Annotated in this window: 16 protein-coding genes; 8 read left to right on the top strand and 8 right to left on the bottom strand. The window is 61.4% G+C overall.

All coding sequences use genetic code 11. The features are described from left to right. Positions 1–150: 150 nt before the first annotated feature. Positions 151–909, bottom strand: coding sequence for an SDR family NAD(P)-dependent oxidoreductase (locus SB772_RS02220; protein ID WP_410831644.1), 759 nt, complete (start codon positions 907–909; stop codon positions 151–153). 251 nt (positions 910–1,160) lie between these two features. On the opposite strand from SB772_RS02220, the gene SB772_RS02215 reads away from it, so the two are divergent. Then, complete coding sequence (locus SB772_RS02215; RefSeq protein WP_410831643.1) at positions 1,161–1,958, top strand: IclR family transcriptional regulator; 798 nt, start codon at positions 1,161–1,163, stop codon at positions 1,956–1,958. Between the two features lie 101 nt (positions 1,959–2,059). Here the strand turns inward: SB772_RS02215 and SB772_RS02210 are convergent, their stop codons facing one another. Then, a complete protein-coding gene (locus tag SB772_RS02210) occupies positions 2,060–3,538 on the bottom strand; it encodes an MFS transporter (protein ID WP_410831642.1) in 1,479 nt (492 codons plus the stop codon). A 250-nt stretch (positions 3,539–3,788) separates the two neighbouring features. On the opposite strand from SB772_RS02210, the gene SB772_RS02205 reads away from it, so the two are divergent. From SB772_RS02205 to SB772_RS02195, 3 genes are all read left to right on the top strand, one after another. Continuing rightward, positions 3,789–4,985, top strand: a complete 1,197-nt coding sequence (locus SB772_RS02205; protein ID WP_410831641.1) for an amidohydrolase family protein — start codon at positions 3,789–3,791, stop codon at positions 4,983–4,985. A 140-nt stretch (positions 4,986–5,125) separates the two neighbouring features. Further along, positions 5,126–5,920 carry an enoyl-CoA hydratase/isomerase family protein gene (locus SB772_RS02200; RefSeq protein ID WP_410831640.1) on the top strand — a complete coding sequence of 265 codons (795 nt, stop codon included), beginning with the start codon at positions 5,126–5,128 and terminating at the stop codon, positions 5,918–5,920. Positions 5,921–5,987: 67 nt separating this feature from the next. Further along, entirely contained in the window at positions 5,988–6,683 is a 696-nt protein-coding gene (locus tag SB772_RS02195) for an SDR family NAD(P)-dependent oxidoreductase (protein WP_410831639.1), read from the top strand. Positions 6,684–6,819: 136 nt separating this feature from the next. Here the strand turns inward: SB772_RS02195 and SB772_RS02190 are convergent, their stop codons facing one another. After that, positions 6,820–7,971, bottom strand: a complete 1,152-nt coding sequence (locus SB772_RS02190; RefSeq protein WP_410831638.1) for an NADH:flavin oxidoreductase — start codon at positions 7,969–7,971, stop codon at positions 6,820–6,822. Positions 7,972–8,086: 115 nt separating this feature from the next. On the opposite strand from SB772_RS02190, the gene SB772_RS02185 reads away from it, so the two are divergent. Next, positions 8,087–8,260: a hypothetical protein gene (locus SB772_RS02185; RefSeq protein WP_410831637.1), complete on the top strand. Its 174-nt coding sequence runs from the start codon at positions 8,087–8,089 to the stop codon at positions 8,258–8,260. A gap of 48 nt (positions 8,261–8,308) precedes the next feature. On the opposite strand, the gene SB772_RS02180 is transcribed toward SB772_RS02185, so the two are convergent. From SB772_RS02180 to SB772_RS02165, 4 genes are all read right to left on the bottom strand, one after another. Next, positions 8,309–9,004: a TetR/AcrR family transcriptional regulator gene (locus SB772_RS02180; RefSeq protein ID WP_410831636.1), complete on the bottom strand. Its 696-nt coding sequence runs from the start codon at positions 9,002–9,004 to the stop codon at positions 8,309–8,311. A gap of 106 nt (positions 9,005–9,110) precedes the next feature. Next, positions 9,111–10,475: a hypothetical protein gene (locus tag SB772_RS02175; protein WP_410831635.1), complete on the bottom strand. Its 1,365-nt coding sequence runs from the start codon at positions 10,473–10,475 to the stop codon at positions 9,111–9,113. Between the two features lie 38 nt (positions 10,476–10,513). After that, positions 10,514–11,368 (bottom strand): oxidoreductase, encoded by an 855-nt coding sequence (locus SB772_RS02170; protein WP_172161047.1) that lies wholly within the window; start codon positions 11,366–11,368, stop codon positions 10,514–10,516. A gap of 34 nt (positions 11,369–11,402) precedes the next feature. Then, positions 11,403–12,851 carry an acyl-CoA reductase gene (locus SB772_RS02165; RefSeq protein ID WP_410831634.1) on the bottom strand — a complete coding sequence of 483 codons (1,449 nt, stop codon included), beginning with the start codon at positions 12,849–12,851 and terminating at the stop codon, positions 11,403–11,405. Positions 12,852–13,355: 504 nt separating this feature from the next. Between SB772_RS02165 and SB772_RS02160 the strand changes: the two genes are divergently transcribed. Together SB772_RS02160 and SB772_RS02155 are read left to right on the top strand one after the other, a co-directional pair. Continuing rightward, positions 13,356–14,324: a phytanoyl-CoA dioxygenase family protein gene (locus SB772_RS02160; RefSeq protein ID WP_410831633.1), complete on the top strand. Its 969-nt coding sequence runs from the start codon at positions 13,356–13,358 to the stop codon at positions 14,322–14,324. A gap of 34 nt (positions 14,325–14,358) precedes the next feature. Beyond that, the gene (locus tag SB772_RS02155) at positions 14,359–15,177 is read left to right on the top strand and encodes an SDR family NAD(P)-dependent oxidoreductase (protein ID WP_410831632.1); all 819 of its coding nucleotides are present in this window, start codon (positions 14,359–14,361) and stop codon (positions 15,175–15,177) included. A gap of 233 nt (positions 15,178–15,410) precedes the next feature. Here the strand turns inward: SB772_RS02155 and SB772_RS02150 are convergent, their stop codons facing one another. After that, entirely contained in the window at positions 15,411–15,938 is a 528-nt protein-coding gene (locus tag SB772_RS02150) for a PRC-barrel domain-containing protein (protein ID WP_410831631.1), read from the bottom strand. Positions 15,939–16,116: 178 nt separating this feature from the next. On the opposite strand from SB772_RS02150, the gene SB772_RS02145 reads away from it, so the two are divergent. Further along, the gene (locus SB772_RS02145) at positions 16,117–16,323 is read left to right on the top strand and encodes a hypothetical protein (protein WP_410831630.1); all 207 of its coding nucleotides are present in this window, start codon (positions 16,117–16,119) and stop codon (positions 16,321–16,323) included. The last annotated feature ends 100 nt before the right edge of the window (positions 16,324–16,423 follow it).

Genomic DNA, 16,423 nt, shown 5'->3' with positions numbered 1-16,423 from the left:
CGTGTGCAGTAGCCAAGGCCGAACTTCATCGCACTCTCGCGAAGTTCGATGGAAGAGAAATCTGTTTCGCAGCCCACGGGCGTGGGCTGCCTGCAGTTTGAACGCGACTTCCGGAGCATCGAAAAACCGGCGTCATCGGCTCGCGCTTCGTTAGAGCATAGTCTGTCCACCATCGACATTGAGGGTCTGTCCGGTTACGTAACCCGCACTCTCACTGCATAAGAATGCAACTACGCGTCCAATATCCTTCTGCGGATCGCCGAAACGGCCAAGCGGAATCTCGGACAGATAGCGCGTGCGTTCACTGGGATTCGCATCCAGATACGCGTCGGCCACAGGCGTGAGGGCCGCGGGACACACCACGTTGACGGTGACGCCGTAAGGGCCCCATTCGCGCGCGGCGACTCGCGACAGGCCGCGAATGCCCTCCTTGGCGGCGGCATACGGAGCGAATCCCTGCGTGCCTTCGATGCCCGTGCGCGACGCGAAATTGATGATCCTGCCACTGCGCTGCTGCTTCATGTGCGGCCAGGCGGCCTGCATGAAATAGAGCGTGCCGTAGAGGCCCGATTCGAGCGTTTCGCACCAGTTTTCATCGGTGACCGCTTCCAGCGGCACGCCCGGCGTGCTGCTTTGCGCATTGTTCACAAGGGCATCGATGCGCCCGAAATGCTCGATGGCGAGGGCGACGGTCTGGTCGGCATCAGCGCGCCTGCGCGTGTTGCCCGGCACCACGAGCACCTGAACGCCATACTCCTTCAGTGCCGTTTCAGCCTTGCGCAACTTGGCTTCGGTGCGCCCCGTCAGGACAAGGTTCGCGCCCTCGCTGGCCAACGCATTCGCAATACCGAGCCCTAATCCTTGCCCGCCGCCGGTTACGATGGCAACCCGGTCCTTTAGTGCGTTCATGAATAAACTCCTTCGTAAAACAACGATGGGTGACGCGCTCGCGATGCAGACCAAACTGGCTGACGACACTGAGTGGTATCGTGGGTGGGCGCATTTTGGAACGTTGTTCAATTATATTGCAGATGAGCTGCCGGATGGACTTGGCGTTATCCCGGATCCGCCAAGAATAAGTGTGCTAAACCGGCGACCAGCGTGAGACTATGTGAATGATTCATTTATAATGAGCCGAATCGAAATAGAAGGGGAGTGATATGTCGAAAGAAATCCTGGCTTCGGCAGACAAGGATGTCACCGGACCGCGTTCGCTGACTCGTCTGCTCGGGCTGTTCGATGTGTTGGCGAAAGCGCCGGACGGGATGTCGCTTGCAGAATTGAACATCGCGCTGGAGTCGCCCAAGAGCAGCTTGCTGAACCTGTTGCGGCCCCTTGTGGCGGAAGGCTTTCTGATGCACGACGGTGGCCGGTACCGGTTGGGACCGGCCATTTTCCGGCTATCGGCAAATGTAATGGCAGTATGGAATTTTTCGAAGATGCTGCGTCCGTTTCTGCTCGAACTGTCGGAGCGTACCCACGAGACGGTCTATATCGGTGTGCTCGATGTGGAGCATAAGGTCATTACGTACGTCGACGTCATCGAAAGTGCGCAATCCGTTCGATATTCGATGATTGTCGGGATGCGTCGGCCGCTGTATTGCACCGCTGCCGGGCGCGTTCTGCTCGCTTACGCGCCGGAAGCGTTTCTTGCCGAATACCTGCGGACTGTCAAACTCGAGCGCCATACGGAGCAAACGACGGTCAACAAGAAAGCCCTGCGCGAGGAGCTACAAAACATCGTCGAGACCGGTTTGTCGGTCAGCCGCGGTGAACTGCGGCCCGACTCGGCCGGTCTGTCGGCGCCTATTTTTGGACCCAATGGCGAAGTGATCGCGGCCATGGCAGTCGGTGCGCCGCTGGAGCGATTCGATCGCGAACGGGAGCACCTCGAGGAACACATGCTTGCCGTCGCCCAGCGGGCGTCGGCGTTGAGCAAAGTAAGCGAAGAGGAGTAAGCCTGGCAAAGCGCGCCATGGTACGCAACATTTGCGGCGCGCAACATGTCAGCCGACAAACGGCGGCGCCGGTCAGCGCCGCTTATCGTCATCGCGTGCAGTCAACGAGTGCGTGCGGGGCCGCTCAATCCTGTGGCTTCCAGAACGCTGGGCCGATGGCCCGGGTCGCGTTGCTTCGGCAACGCGTACGCAATAACGAGCCCCGCCAGCGCACTGCCGGCGACATATCCGAACACCGCGATATAACTTTGCGCCGCTGGAAAGGACGCACCGCCGTCGCTCACGGAGGCGCCTTGCAGCAGCGTGAACACTGCTTGTGCCCCAACCGCGAAGAAGCACGAAAAAAACACGTAGAGCAGGCCAGTCGCCTCGCCGGTCTGTTCCGCGGGGGTCGCTTCGATGATCAGGTTATAGACAGCCGTCTGCGCGAAGGCCAGGCCGAACGAGCAGAGCATCGCGCCTGGAACGAATAGCAACATACTGCGATGAAGCAGAATCAGCGACGCCCAGGTGAGCACCAACATGCTCATGCCGATCAGCGCCGCCTGTCGCGCCGCGTAGCGTGCAGCGACCCGTCCGCTCCAGGGGCTGGCAAGCGTTGCGCCGATGTTGATCGTGAACATCAGCAGGCCTGCCTGGGTTGCCGTCAGTCCGAAACCTGCGCGCGTCCACACCGGCTGCTGCAACAGGAGCGAGAACACTTGCCCAAGCTGCATTGCGCCGATCGCGATGCACATCATGCAGGCGTTCGCGAGGATCACCTGACGCTTTGCCAGTAAGCGTATGTTGATAAGCGGCTCCGCTGCGTTGCGCTGGTGCCTCGACCAGAGCCATAGCGTCACCACGCCGGCTGCCAGCAAACCCCCGGTGTGGGCATCCCGCAGTCCCCACGCGTGGATCTGTTGGACCGCGAAGAGGAGCGCGCACAACGCCGGCGCGAAGGCGAGGCCTCGCACGAAATCGATTCGTGTGCCTGACCTGCGATGCGATTTTGGCACGCACAAGCGCACCGCCGCGATTGTCATTACGCACAGCACCACCTTCAGCCAGAAACCGCCTTGCCACGAGTAGCGATCTATCACGATACCTGCGCAGATGTAGACCAATCCAGCCGAGACCATGCCTGCCGCGGTGATGAGTCCGACTGCCGAAGGGATCTGCCGCGCGGGCAGATTTTCGCGGACAAGTCCCATCGAAAGTGGCGTGATGCCCGATGCGACCGACTGCATCACGCAGCCCGCGATCAGTACGGCGAGGTTGGCCGCGCAGGCCGCCACTGCGCCTCCCGCCGCAGCGACCACCAGCACGATCAGCAGCACTCTCCGGTAGCCGAGCAGATCCCCCAGCCGTCCACAGATGGCCGCAAAGACTGCCGCGCCAAGCCAGTAGGCGGTGACCGTCCAGCCTACCGCGGCTGAGCCGGGAAAGACCCTGTAGAGCGTCACGAGCATCGTGTAGATCACGGTGATGCCGGACGACGCCGCCACCGCCGACATCAGCACCGCAAACAGGAGCCAGCGCCGTGGCCTTCCAGCGAGCGTTTCACGCGAAGAGGATTGCGGCAATGCATCAGCCTGCATGGGATGTCTCCTTTCTAGCGGGTTTCGACTATCGTCTCATAGTTGAACGATATGCGTATAGTTGTTATTTTCGTGTGTCGAGTTAGCGGTACGCCGGTGCGGTTGCTTTCGCCGATATCAATCCGGTATCGCGACTTCTGATTTCGATATGGCGGTTTGAACGTCAACTGCGTGCGCCGATACTTCTATATCAAGAGGCGCCGCCCTTGTCGCTCGCTTCATCGTCGTTTCACAAACAGGAGACTTTTTCATGTCGACTTACCAAGGAAAAATCTACGACGCCGACACGCACTTCTACGAAGTGGAGGACGCGTTCAGCCGCTACCTGCCCGAGAAGTTCAAGAAAGACTGGGGGTTCACCAGCCGGGTCACCGAAGAGAGTAATCGCTGCATGTATGTCGGCGATCGCAAGGTGGAGATCAGCGAAGGCTACACGTCGGCAGAGGGGCTGGTGCCGCCGCCGGGGAAACTGCACGAATGGCTGCGGGCGATGAAGGACGGCAAAAACAACGTCGAAATGCGGGTTCCTCCCACCCCGGACATGTTCAACCGCGACGCGCGTCTGCAAAAGATGGATGAGTTCGGCGTTGAGGCGTGCACGATGTACATTGGCGAAATGGTCGCTTGCATCTCCTATCTGAACGAACCCGTTGCGGCAAACGCCGTGCTGCACGCCTACAACCGCTGGATGCTCGACGATTGGACCTTCAACTATAAAGATCGCATTTACAGCACGCCGGTCGTCACGCTCGACGATCTCGACTCCGCGGTTGCCGAGGCGAAGTGGCTGGTGGCGAATGGCGTGCGCGTGATCCTGATGCCGATGGGTCCGTTCAATGGGCGCGCGCCGGCCGACCCGTATTTCGATCCGTACTGGTCGATTCTCAACGAAGCGGGCGTGCGTGTGACCTTCCACGTTTCCGAAGCGATCTACATGAAGGACCACATGGCCGTGTGGGGCGAACCCGTTCAGCAGTCGCGCCAGCGCCAGACCGCTTTTGTGTGGATGCATGGTTACAGCGAACGTCCGGTGATCGAAACGCTGTCGTCGTTCATCTTCTACAACTTCTTCGAGCGTTTTCCGAACGTCAAACTGTGCAGCGCGGAAAATGGCGCGGAGTGGGTGCCGTCCATGCTGGTCAAGATGGACAAATGCCGGGGCATGTCGAAAAACGGCTACTGGCCGTGTGGTCAGTTGAAGAGCCGGCCAAGCCAGATTTTCAAGGAGAATGTCTTCGTGGTAGCGTATCCGGAAGACGACCTCGCACAGATCGTCGCGCAGACCGGGTCGGCGGACTTTCTGCTAATGGGCTCTGACTATCCGCACGCAGAAGGTGTACCTGAGCCGCGAGATTTCGCAACGGAAGCGTGTGAGCCGTTGTCTGCCGAGGACACCCGGAAAATCATGTACGAAAACGGTCGCCGCTTCATGCCTGTACGGACTTAACGGATCGAGCGGGTCGAGGGGGTCGACACCCGCGGCGCACGCGCTGTGTGCATTGTTTTGGCTGATCGAATGACTATGCAAGCGTCAGCGGGAGCAGGTGCAATGTCCCGCGCGCTTGCGCCACCGTGGACAAGCTAGCCATGAATTTACTGGACTATCAGGCGTTGCTGCTGGAGCGCGACGGCGGCATTCTCACCGTTACCCTCAATCGGCCCGAGACCTTGAATGCGTTCGACGAACAGATGGACATCGAGATGTCGCGGCTCTTCGCCGATGTCGCGGAGGATCCCGAAACCCGCGTCGTCGTGCTCACGGGAGCAGGCCGGGCGTTCAGCGCCGGCGGCAATATCGAGCACATGCAACAGGTGATCGACGATCAGTCGCAGTTTCTCGGCGGCATGCAGCGCGCGAAGAAAATCATCTTCTCGATGCTCGACTGTCCGAAACCCATCATCGCGAAGATCAATGGTCATGCCGTGGGGCTCGGGGCGACGATCGCGCTCTTCTGCGATCTGAGTTACGCGGCAAGCCACGCGAAGATCGGCGATCCTCATGTGAAGATGGGTTTCGTCGCGGGTGACGGCGGGGCGGTGATCTGGCCGCAACTGATCGGTTATGCGAAGGCCAAGGAATACCTGCTGACCGGCGATCTGCTCGGCGCGCAGGAAGCAGCCCGCCTCGGGCTGATCAACTATGCCGTTCCCGCCGACGAGCTCGATGCGGTCGTTGCCGTAATGGCGACGCGTCTCGCGACGGGCGCATCACAGGCCATCCAGTGGACCAAGACCTCGATCAACATCGGTTTGAAGCAACTGGCGCATTCGATACTGGATGCGTCCATCGCCTATGAGGCGCTATCCAATCAGACCGAGGATCATCAGGAAGCGGTGAATGCGTTTCGCGAGAAGCGCGATCCGATTTTCAAGGGCCGCTAAGCCGCGTTCATCTGGCTGCGACTGGGCGATCCTGTCAAGTGCAGCGTTTGACACAGGAGTGTTTTACATGCAACAGGTAGTCGCGATTACGGGTGGCTTCGGCACGCTCGGACGGGAGGTCGGCAACGCATTTGCCGCAAATGGCTGGAAGGTTGCCTTGCTGGACCGTGCGCCGGTGCCTGACGCCTCAACCCCGGACGCACAGGACGCGCAATTCCGGCTAGGCGGCGTCGATCTGACCGATCTGGGCAACGCACGAACGGCCATGTCCGCGGTTGTCGGGCGTCTTGGGCCGCTCAATGCACTGATCAACGTGGCCGGCGGCTTTCGCTGGGAAACCCTGGCGGATAGCGATATCGAGACGTGGGATCTGATGTATCAGATGAACGTCCGCACGGCGGCGACAGCTTCCCGGGCGGCGCTGGACCAGTTCGGCGATGAGCAGGAAGGGGGGCGCATCGTCAATATCGGTGCAGGCGCGGCGCTGCGTGCCGGCGCGGGGATGGGCGCCTATGCGGCCTCGAAGGCGGGCGTGCTGCGTCTCACGGAAGCGCTTGCCGATGAACTCAAGGATCGCGGCATTAGGGTCAATGCGATTCTGCCGGGCATCATCGACACGCCGCAGAATCGCAAGGACATGCCCGATGCCGATTTTTCGCGCTGGGTGCAGCCTGCTGACATCGCGGCGGTTATTCTCTTCCTCGCTTCTCGTGCCGCCATGGCCGTGACAGGCGCATCGATTCCGGTCACGGGCCGGCTATAGATTGGCGCGCAGACGGGACCGCCGCCCGTTCGCCCGGTAATGCGTCGTCCGCAGCGGTGTTGCGGCCCGGTGTTCTGAACCGGCATGGCCCTCCCGATCCCCCTTGGTGCGCCGGATCGAACCAGGGCCGTACACCTCAGGTCAGGCGCATCAGGGAATCCGTGCTGAAGCCCAGGAATGGTTCACCCAGACGTGCGCGTCGAGCCCAGTGTGCATCGTGCAACAGCGACCGTCCCACCCCGATCAGATCGAACTCGTTGCGCAGGAAACGCTCGAGCAAGGGCGTGAGATCGGGCTGCGCCACGGTCTCCGACCCCGCCATCGAGTCATAGAAGCCCTTGTTGATGCCGATGCCGCCGACGGTCATCGACAGCTTGCCCGTCACCTTCTTTGCCCAGCCTGCGAGATTCATGTCCGAGCCGTCGAACTCTGCGCGATTGAAATACCGCGTGCTCGCCTCGAAGATATCGACGCCGGCTTCGGTCAGCGGCGCGAGAGTCTGTTCGAGTTCAGCGGGGGTGTTCGCAAGACGTGCCTTGAAATCCTGCTGCTTCCACTGCGAAAAACGGAAGCTGATGGGCATTGCGTCACCAATCTCCGCGCGGATCTCGCGAACCACCTCCGCGGCGAATCGGCTCCTGGCAGTGCGATCCTTGCCCCAGATGTCGATGCGTTGATTGGTCTCGCTCCACAGAAACGAATCGATCAGGTAGCCGTGGCCGCCATGAATGGCAATTCCGTCGAATCCGGCTGCCTTTGCGTAGGACGCGCTGCGGCGATAGGCTGCGACGACATCGGCGATTTCTTCATCGGTCATCGCGCGGGTGGGGGCGCTCACGCGCGCCACGTAGGCTGGGTCCAGCGAGTTCAGGCGGCCCGTCGGGCCCCACAGTCCGGACGGACGCATCGGCGGCGCAGCGGGGACGGGCCCTGTATCGGCTTCTTTCATTGGGCCCATGTGCCACAACTGCGGGAAAATCACGCCGCCGCTCGCGTGGACCGCATCGGTAACATACCGCCACGCTTCGACCGACCCGGCGCCCGCCAGCATTGGAATCGAGTTCTCTCCTAGACCCGCTTCGCCGAGTGCGGACGGATGATCGATGCCTACACCTTCAGTGATGATGAGTCCGGTCTCGCCTTCGGCACGCCGCTGGTAGTACGACGCGACATCCGGCCCTGGCCTTCCGTCTGGAGAGAAGCCGCGCGTCATCGGCGACATGACGATGCGGTTTGCCAGCGTAATGCCGCGAACCGGCAGAGGGGTAAAAAGCGGCGCTGTGATCACCTTTGTCTCCGTGCGCATAGTTGACTTGTGTGCGGATAATGATACGCCATATTTTTGCCGTGAGAAAGCGTCTCCCCCATGCCGGGGCGAGCGGCGCGCAAGGAGGACTCCGTTGATGCAAAGCCCTATCGCCACCGTCGCCCAAGGCGTGCCGGATGACGGCGATGTGATCCGCGAGGGCTTCGAATTGATGCTGGCGTTCGGGCCGTTCCACGAAATGGTTGGCCCGACCTGGTACAGAAGAAGCGAGCGTGGTGTTTCGCGCAGGCATCGGCCCAGTTTCAGGTGATGGGGCAGATGGACACGTAGAACACGGGGGCTAAGTTTGCGGTGTGACCTATCGGTCAGGCGCCTTGTACCCCCACGCCGAGAGCAGCAACTGCTGGATGTGTGTGGCACGCTGCTGGCGTTGCGCAGGCGTGGTCGGAATGCCCATCAGCACTTCCGAGCTGCCGGCCACAAGCGTCAGCAGGTCGCGGGCGGCCTGCGGCGCGTCGGACACGCTGATCGTCCCGCCTTGGGCGGCAGAGGCGATGAAGTTCGCTACCGGCTCCAGCATCGCGTTCACGTATTGAAGGAAGCCCTTCGCCACATCCGGAAAGCGATGCGATTCCCCGACGCTGACACGGGTGATTTCGATCGTATCCGTGGAGGCCATATGGTCAGTCAGCGTGCGTAACAGGACCAGCAGCGTTTTCGGGAAGTCGCGACGCGGCTTTAGTAGTAATTCGATCCTGCCACGCAGATCCTCCATGCCGTGCCAGATAGCAGCTCGAAACAGGTCTTCCTTAGTGCCGTACTGCCGGTAGACGGTCGTCTTGCTGATTCCCGCACGCGCAGCGATCTCCTCGACTCTGGCTCCGCCGAACCCTTCTGCCCGAAAAACCTGGGTGGCCGCGTTCAGGAGCCTTTCGCGCAATTCGGCGGCGGCGTCCTGGGTAGGCCGCCCCGCCGCGCGCGGTGCGGCCGCGACTGCCGCAGCGGCGTCAGCGGTGGCGGAGGGCGAAGCTCGAAGTGCCGAGGACCTGACCATGGGCAGTGGGAGACCGAGGGTAAAGTGGCAGTGTACTCACGTCCCTATCCATCCGCCAGTAGCACGGACGTGCGCCTGTTCGGGCGTGATGTGGCGCTCACCGGCTTCAGACGTCGATCATGCCGCGCACATAAGACTCCATCGTACCCGCGCACGACAATTTGTCCTCGCCTTCCTCGAGATCCGCATAGCGGCCGACCTGCCGGACGAGCGGCCCCTTCAGACCATCCGTCGGCTCCTCGGGCGAGAAATCGATTGTCACCTTGTCACCGGTGATGAAGCCGCCCCAGTACCCTTCGGCGAGCAGGTCGAAGAACGCGAAGCGGCCTTCGACGACGCTTTTCCCGCTGGCGGGGGTCAGCAGTTCTTCGCCTGCCTTGTCCAGCACGAACGGCACGATCCACGGACAGATCGCGTAGCCGTGCGCCACGTCCGACCACGGGCCGGTACCGATCATTTCCGACATGCCATAGCTATTCTGGACGTTCGCGGACTCGATGCCGTAGAAGCCGATGATCTGCTCGCGGAAATCGGCGGGTGCCTGGCTGCCTTTCAATCCACCGCCTGTGGTGATGACCGTCTCGGGATGACAGATGCGATCCGCGACGCCGCGCCGGCGTGCGTGTTCGACCAGCGTCCAGTGCAGCGACCAGTTACCTTGCACGAGTACAGGTACGTCACGGTGGGCGAGTAGTTTGTCCAGAAAGCGGTCGATCATCGCGCCCGTGTGCCGCTGACGCGATACTGCCTGCTGCTGGAAGGCGGCTATTTCACTCGGCTTTGCGCTGCCGTCCGCAAGCGCGCGACGCATGCGGCCCATGGCGATCGTCGCGGAAGCCAGCGCCGGCTCGTCGAACATCAGCGTGCTTTCGCCGCCGAGCTGCGTGGCGGCGCTCAGGACTGGCCCGACATGACGATGGGCTCCGCCTGGCGGCATCATCAGAAACACCGGTCGCTTGCCGAAATCCCGTTTGATCAGCTTGTTGCCATACACCCCGAGTTTTACGCACGACGCCGTCACGTGGTCAAGGTCGGCGCGCGTCTGGTTGATGAAGCTGCACTTGCCGGAGGTGCCGCTCGAACTGAACACGTGGTGCCCGGCGCCGCGCAGGCGATCCATCCATGCGTCGACGTTGTCGACGCCGTCGACATCGACGTTGGTCACCGGTCTGCTCGTCAGCGTTTGCAGCCACGTATTCAGATGCTTCCAGCGGCCGTTTTCCACGAACTGCTCGGGGTAGCTCTTGTAAATCTGGTGCGCGAAAAGCAGCGGCACCACGTCGGCTTCGTTGCGGATTTCGTCGATGCCCGTGTCGGCGGCACGACGGCCCAACAGCTTGATCTGTTCACGGCGTTGAGCGAAACGCTCCTGCATCGCCGTCAGTTGGAGCGCGCGCAAATTGTCGGGATGACGGCGAAACGGATCGCCGTCCTGTTCGAGCAGGTCGTAAAAGAGCTTGAGCGTCGACATGGTGTCTCCAGCGTGACGTGGCGGTATGCGCTTTGGCGCTATTGATCGAAATCCGTGGCACTCGAGACTTCGACCCACGTGTCGAGATTCTCCTGCAAGGACGCAAGTTTGTTGCGCAGGACGCTGACGGCATCGGGCCCGAGAGGCAACCTCAGGGGCGGCGCGTCGGCACGGACCGCCTGGATGATCGCTGCTGCGGCCTTGGCCGGATCCCCGGACTGCGTGCCGTGATAGTGGGTCATCTGCTGGCGCACCCTGCCGACGGTTTCCGCGTAGGCGGGTTCAACGGCTTCGCTCCATCGCAGCGAGCGGCCAGCGAAATTCGTGCGAAACCCACCGGGTTCAACCAGCGTGACGTGGACGCCGAACGGCTTGAGTTCTTGCGCAAGGGATTCCGAGAGTCCTTCGACCGCGTGCTTGGACGCGCAATAAAAACCGCACCCCGCGATGCCGATCAACCCTGCGACCGACGACAGGTTGACGATATGCCCGCAGCCTCGTTGGCGAAAGTGCGGCAGCACAGCCCGAATGGTGTTGACGGTGCCGAAGAAATTCGTATCGAAAACCTGTCTGGCCTCGGCGTCGGACACTTCTTCGAGCGCGCCGAACAGACCGTAGCCCGCGTTGTTCACGAGCACGTCAATCTTGCCCGCGCGGGAGAGCGCCTGCCCGATCGCATGGGGTACGGCCGCGGCGTCGGTGACGTCGAGCAATACCCCGTGTGCAAAGCCGCCAGGCGACAGCTGCTCGAAGGCTGAAATCTGCGCGGCGTCGCGCACGGTGCCGACCACGCGGTCGCCCCGTGCGAGCACCGCTTCGGCGAGGGAACGGCCGAAGCCGGACGACACGCCCGTAATTAGCCAGACCGCGGCGGAAGTCGATATAGCAGTCATCAAAGGTCTCTCTCGAGTGACAGCAAAGGGAATCTCAGGCATGCTGGCCCGCTTCTTCGGATATCCACTTCATGAAGCGGTGGATGGGAAACATGCCGTCGTGCGGATAGCCGCCGACGCCGTCCGAAATCGACTCGCCGAGCGTCACCATGCGCTGCACGCCGGCACATGCCAGCGCATCGCGCACTTCCGCGACGCGGTGCGGCGGGTAGATGCCGACGGTCTGTGTCGCCACGGTTGCAAAGCGGGTCGCATCACTTAGGCTCTGCACGGGTATCACGTTGACGGTCTTGCAGATGGGGTGGAAGTCGACCCGCTCGTCCGAGCGGACCACGAGCCCCTTGCCGTCGTAGCCCCCGAACACGCGATAGAGGGGCTCCATTTCGCGGAATACGTCGACTGCCTCGCGAATGTCGTTTGGTACCACAGGGCCTTGGCCGTCGCCATAGCGGAAGTCTTTGCCGAGCGCTGCAGCCAGGTATTCACAATAGCGGTCGGCGTCGTCCTCGTTGCCTTCGACAAACTGATAGCGGCTCGCATTGCAAGCGTCCTGATTGAACGATTGCACGTCGGCCGCGCCGGCACGTGCGACCTGTTGCAGCAGTTCGTCGGAGGCGAACGCTTCCCGGCCGATCAGCGAGATGGATACCTTGGGATCGAAAGCGACCAGTTCGAGGCCGGGGCCGGCATAACGCATGGCATGGCGCACGGCGCTTTCGCCACCCCACACGACGAGCTTGTCGAAGTATTGCGGGCGATACAGGATCGACTCGACGTTTTCGTCTCCGCCGCGCCAGTAGGCTGCCGAAAACGACTGTGTCAGCGGATGCGCCGGGTCGATTGCGGCCATCGTGCGCAGGATGGCGGTCGCGGTAAACAGGTCGTTGGACGGCAGCTTCAGCAGATGCACCCCTTTGGTTAATGCGGCGCGCATCACCGTCATCGCGGCCACCATGGGCGAATTGCCCGCAAGGATGTGAACGAGGCGGGGCGGAAACGCGCGCAGACGGCTAGGCCGGCCGCGCAATGTGCGCGGCACCCAGCCATCGATCACGCTGGCATCGCCGAAGCTGACGCACAACTCATCTTCGATCACGCCGCGCGCGAACAGGTTCGGAATATCGCGGTAGCAGTTTTCCAGAATCCGGTGGCCGAGCGGGCTCACTTCGATCATCGATTTGAGCGCGTGCTGCATCAGCGGATTGACGTCCAGATGCAGCCGCGGACCGAGTTCGACAAGGAAATCGATGACCTGTGCAATCGGCAGATCGAACGCCGGGCCCGGCTGCGTGCGCGGCCAGACGAGATCGTCGAGTTCTACCGCGGGCGTGCAGAAGCCTTTGCCAAGATCGCGCGACACGTGCGCCACTGCATCGCCTGAAACGGTGCGCCCGCGATAGACGTGCGGCACGGGCAGCGGCGCGGTGGCGTCGCTTTGACGTGATGACCCGGTTTCCCGTATGGGGGTTTCGACGTGAGCCATTTGGCACTCCTGTTAGATTCGATCAGGTGCGGTTCCAGCACCGCGACGACGGCGCGAAATACGGCGTCGGGTCGGTCGTCGTCAGCTCAGGTTATCGATCATGCGATCCATGAACTGCTTGAGCGTGTTCACTTCGTCACCCGTGAAGCCACGCAGTTGCCGGGCACGCGTTTCGACAATCAGCGGAAGGGTAGCGTCCACGCAGGCGGTTTCGACCTCCAGGGGGCGATCCTCAAATTGAAGTTCCGACGGATGATCCACTGGATTCCTGCCAAAAAAGTATCTTCGATTTAAGGCAACTATATGCACGTCATTCAAAAAACACAACGCCTTTCATCGTCTGGTTTTCCCCATGCTGTGACGACTGATTTTGTGCGAGCTGTGCTTTCCATTTAATGCAACTGTTCGTTGCATTATGTCATGCTGGAGACTAAACTGGTATGAAGGCCCGTCAGACAGGGCGTCGACCGTGTGAACAAACACGGCGCACAACAAGGAGACGAAATGAGTACCGTGCTGGAAGCTGGCGCGTTGCCGGCCATGCAGGAATTGCACGTATCGAACGATATTCTTGACGATCGCGCTGCGCTCCAGGCAGCTTGGGACCGCGATGGCTATTGGTTCTTCCGCAATGTGCTGGATACGGACGCGGTTGGGCGATTGCGCGGTGTATTTCTCGATGAGCTTGCGCAACTTGGCATGATTGCCCCGGGCGATCCAGCTGCCCGCTACAGCGGCAAGAATCTCGATGACTTCCCGTTCCGTATGGAACCCCTCGCTGCACGCAAGACGTGGAAGCCATTCGTTGCCGAGCCGGCCGTCGTTCGTTTCTTCACCCGGCTGCTTGCGGACGAGCCGTTCTGGATTCCGACAGTCGAGTACCGCGCGACGCCGCCGGTTCAAGACCGCTCCCGCTCCCGCTTCGATTACGTCCATCAGGACGGTTTCTATAACGCGGGAATACCGTTCGCCATCTGCTGGATTCCGCTCGTGGAAATAGACGCTGACGTGGGCGGGCTGGTCCTTGCCGAAGGGCTGCACAAGGGGCCTTATCTGCACGATCTCTCGCAGCCGCCGCTGTTTCCGGTTCCCGATAACGCAGTGCCCGCGCATGCGTGGCGTCGCACGACGTATCGCCCTGGGGATGTACTCATCATGCATTTGAACACCCCGCATACCGGGGTGGCGAATTACTCGGACCGCTTCCGGCTGTCGATGGACATCCGTGTGATGGGCGCATCCGGCGACACGCCGATTATCGGCGAGATCACCGCGATCACGCAGCACGAGGTGGCGGTGCAGGGCGAGGATGGCCGCAGCGGAGCGTTCACGCTCGATGAAAGCACCTATTGCCGTGGGATCGATGGCAGGAAGGTCCCGCTTGACGAAATCCCGCTGCACTTTCACGTGGGTGACGAGGTGATTCTGGCGTCGCGTGACGGCTGCGTAACGGTCTTGCGGCCTCCCCACTAATTGTTCGCCGGGCAACTTTATATCGGGCAAATCCATGCCGTATCCAAAGACATTCCACCAGCGTCTTGCGGGCAAGGTCGCGATCGTGACCGGTGCGGGTTCGCAAGGCGATGGCGTTGGCACAGGTAAGGCCATCGCCCGCGTTTTTGCACGTGAAGGCGCATCGGTTTGCCTCGTCGACCAGAACGAGGAGCGGGCAGCCGGGACGCTCGCGACGATCATCGAGGCGGGCGGCAAGGCGTTTGTCTGCGCTGCCGATGTCACCGATAACGATGCATGTGCGCGTGTCGTAGCCGCCACGGTCGAGCGTTATGGCGCGCTACATGTGCTGGTCAATAATGTCGGCGTGGCAGGCCCGGGCGGCCGCTTCGAGACGCTTGACGAAGCCTCGTGGGATCGCATAGTCGACGTGAATCTGAAGAGCGCGTTTCTGATGTGCCGCAGCGCGGCACCGCAGCTGGTTGCGGGCGGGGGTGGCGCGGTGGTCAATGTCAGCTCGACCGCCGGTATCCGGAGTCACGGGACGGCGGCTTACGGGCCGTCAAAGGCGGGCATGATCGCACTCACGCGTGAACTGGCTGTGGTGTACGGTCGCGACGGAATGCGCGCCAACGCCATTGCGCCGGGGCATATCTTCACGCCGATGGTCGAGAGCATGCTGGACGAGGAGGCTAAAGAGCGGCGCAGAAAGGTCGCACCGCTCGCCATCGAAGGCGACGCATGGGACGTTGCATCGGCTGCGTTGTTTCTCGCGAGCGACGAAGCGCGTTTCATTACCGGCGTATGCCTGCCGGTCGATGGCGGCGTGACGGAGATTGCGGCACTCCGCGCCTACGAACTGATGCAGCCGTGAGGCTTGCCTTCGAGAGTCGGTACGGGGTGGGCGTAGGGGTGACCTTCGGCACCACAGTTGGGAGTCAAACCCAGCAAGGGTTTCCGGGCAGCGCTTGTGCCCCTCCGTCTGCGCCAGTGATGGTGGCGAAACCCCGCAGAGTCCAGGCTCTGCGGGGTTTTTGTTTTTATGCGAGCTACACAGCGACCATCGAATTAACAGCGGATTCCCGTGGACGTTGTTGGTACACCGGCTTACAGCTTCACGCCACCGGCCTCCGGTGCATCCGATGAGCCAGCCGGAATCTCGCCGACATCCAGATCGTCGCGCCTCTCGAACGTCTCGCGTCCCCAGTACGGCTCGCTGCCGTAATACTGGTGCACGGAGGTAGCCCACGTCTGATCCGCCATTGAAGGCCAGTGATCCTTATCAAAACCGGGCGCGTTTTTCACGCGTTCGGCTGTCATCGCCAGCACGAAGCATTTTTGTTGCGTATCGAGCGTCAGCGCGCGCCACGGAATGGCCAACAGTTTATCGCCGATGCGGAGAAAGCCGCCGCTCGACAACACGGCATACGCGATCCGGCCGGAGCGGACGTCGAGCATGATGTCCTTGATCTTGCCGACGTCCTTGCCGTCGCTGCTGAGCACCTTGTCGCCGTCGAGGGTGCCCGCCGCCATTATGTCCGGGCCGGGGCCATCCGCGTTTGTGCGGCTTTCGCCGACAATGCGTGCGCCTTGGTTCTGACGCGGGTCGCCTTGCGTCTGTGTCTGGATCGGCATGATCTTCCTCCTGAACAGGTTGGGTGCATGGGTGTCGTAGCAACGGGCGTTCCTTCGGTTGCGCAATCGCGGCAAGGGTCGGCCGCAACGAAATTCGATGCGCCGCGGTGCGTGTAGGCACAAGTTATGCGCGCGATACGAATCGGAGTGAAATTTACTGCAACTTACGGAGAGCGAAATGAAGATCTATGCAGGGCGATCTCAAGATGAACGGGTTGCCGCACGAAAGCACAAGAAGCAAAAAGCGCAAGAACAATCGGGCGGTTCGATGGCTGTTGAAGGGACGGAGCCCGATGCCACGCATAGCAGTGGCCAGCTATCCGAAAAGGGAAAAGAAGTGTGGCGCCGAGGCGCAGGGATAGATGGGGGCGGGAAGAGCACATAACCAATTCCGCTGCGCGATGACCATTGCAGATTTGGTACGACATATGCCGCCCTATTTTTTTCCGCTAATGCACTAGGACAATAATTTTCATGCACTGTTT

Source organism: Paraburkholderia sp. SIMBA_030 (assembly GCF_046535245.1).
In the GTDB taxonomy this organism is placed as follows: domain Bacteria; phylum Pseudomonadota; class Gammaproteobacteria; order Burkholderiales; family Burkholderiaceae; genus Paraburkholderia.
This window is presented reverse-complemented; position numbering and strand designations above follow the sequence as displayed.

Coding starts and splice junctions, on each gene's coding strand:
- SB772_RS02220 (WP_410831644.1), bottom strand. CDS start 909: ATGAACGCACTAAAGGACCGGGTTGCCATCGTAACCGGCGGCGGGCAA.
- SB772_RS02215 (WP_410831643.1), top strand. CDS start 1,161: ATGTCGAAAGAAATCCTGGCTTCGGCAGACAAGGATGTCACCGGACCG.
- SB772_RS02210 (WP_410831642.1), bottom strand. CDS start 3,538: ATGCAGGCTGATGCATTGCCGCAATCCTCTTCGCGTGAAACGCTCGCT.
- SB772_RS02205 (WP_410831641.1), top strand. CDS start 3,789: ATGTCGACTTACCAAGGAAAAATCTACGACGCCGACACGCACTTCTAC.
- SB772_RS02200 (WP_410831640.1), top strand. CDS start 5,126: ATGAATTTACTGGACTATCAGGCGTTGCTGCTGGAGCGCGACGGCGGC.
- SB772_RS02195 (WP_410831639.1), top strand. CDS start 5,988: ATGCAACAGGTAGTCGCGATTACGGGTGGCTTCGGCACGCTCGGACGG.
- SB772_RS02185 (WP_410831637.1), top strand. CDS start 8,087: ATGCAAAGCCCTATCGCCACCGTCGCCCAAGGCGTGCCGGATGACGGC.
- SB772_RS02180 (WP_410831636.1), bottom strand. CDS start 9,004: ATGGTCAGGTCCTCGGCACTTCGAGCTTCGCCCTCCGCCACCGCTGAC.
- SB772_RS02175 (WP_410831635.1), bottom strand. CDS start 10,475: ATGTCGACGCTCAAGCTCTTTTACGACCTGCTCGAACAGGACGGCGAT.
- SB772_RS02170 (WP_172161047.1), bottom strand. CDS start 11,368: ATGACTGCTATATCGACTTCCGCCGCGGTCTGGCTAATTACGGGCGTG.
- SB772_RS02165 (WP_410831634.1), bottom strand. CDS start 12,851: ATGGCTCACGTCGAAACCCCCATACGGGAAACCGGGTCATCACGTCAA.
- SB772_RS02160 (WP_410831633.1), top strand. CDS start 13,356: ATGAGTACCGTGCTGGAAGCTGGCGCGTTGCCGGCCATGCAGGAATTG.
- SB772_RS02155 (WP_410831632.1), top strand. CDS start 14,359: ATGCCGTATCCAAAGACATTCCACCAGCGTCTTGCGGGCAAGGTCGCG.
- SB772_RS02150 (WP_410831631.1), bottom strand. CDS start 15,938: ATGCCGATCCAGACACAGACGCAAGGCGACCCGCGTCAGAACCAAGGC.
- SB772_RS02145 (WP_410831630.1), top strand. CDS start 16,117: ATGAAGATCTATGCAGGGCGATCTCAAGATGAACGGGTTGCCGCACGA.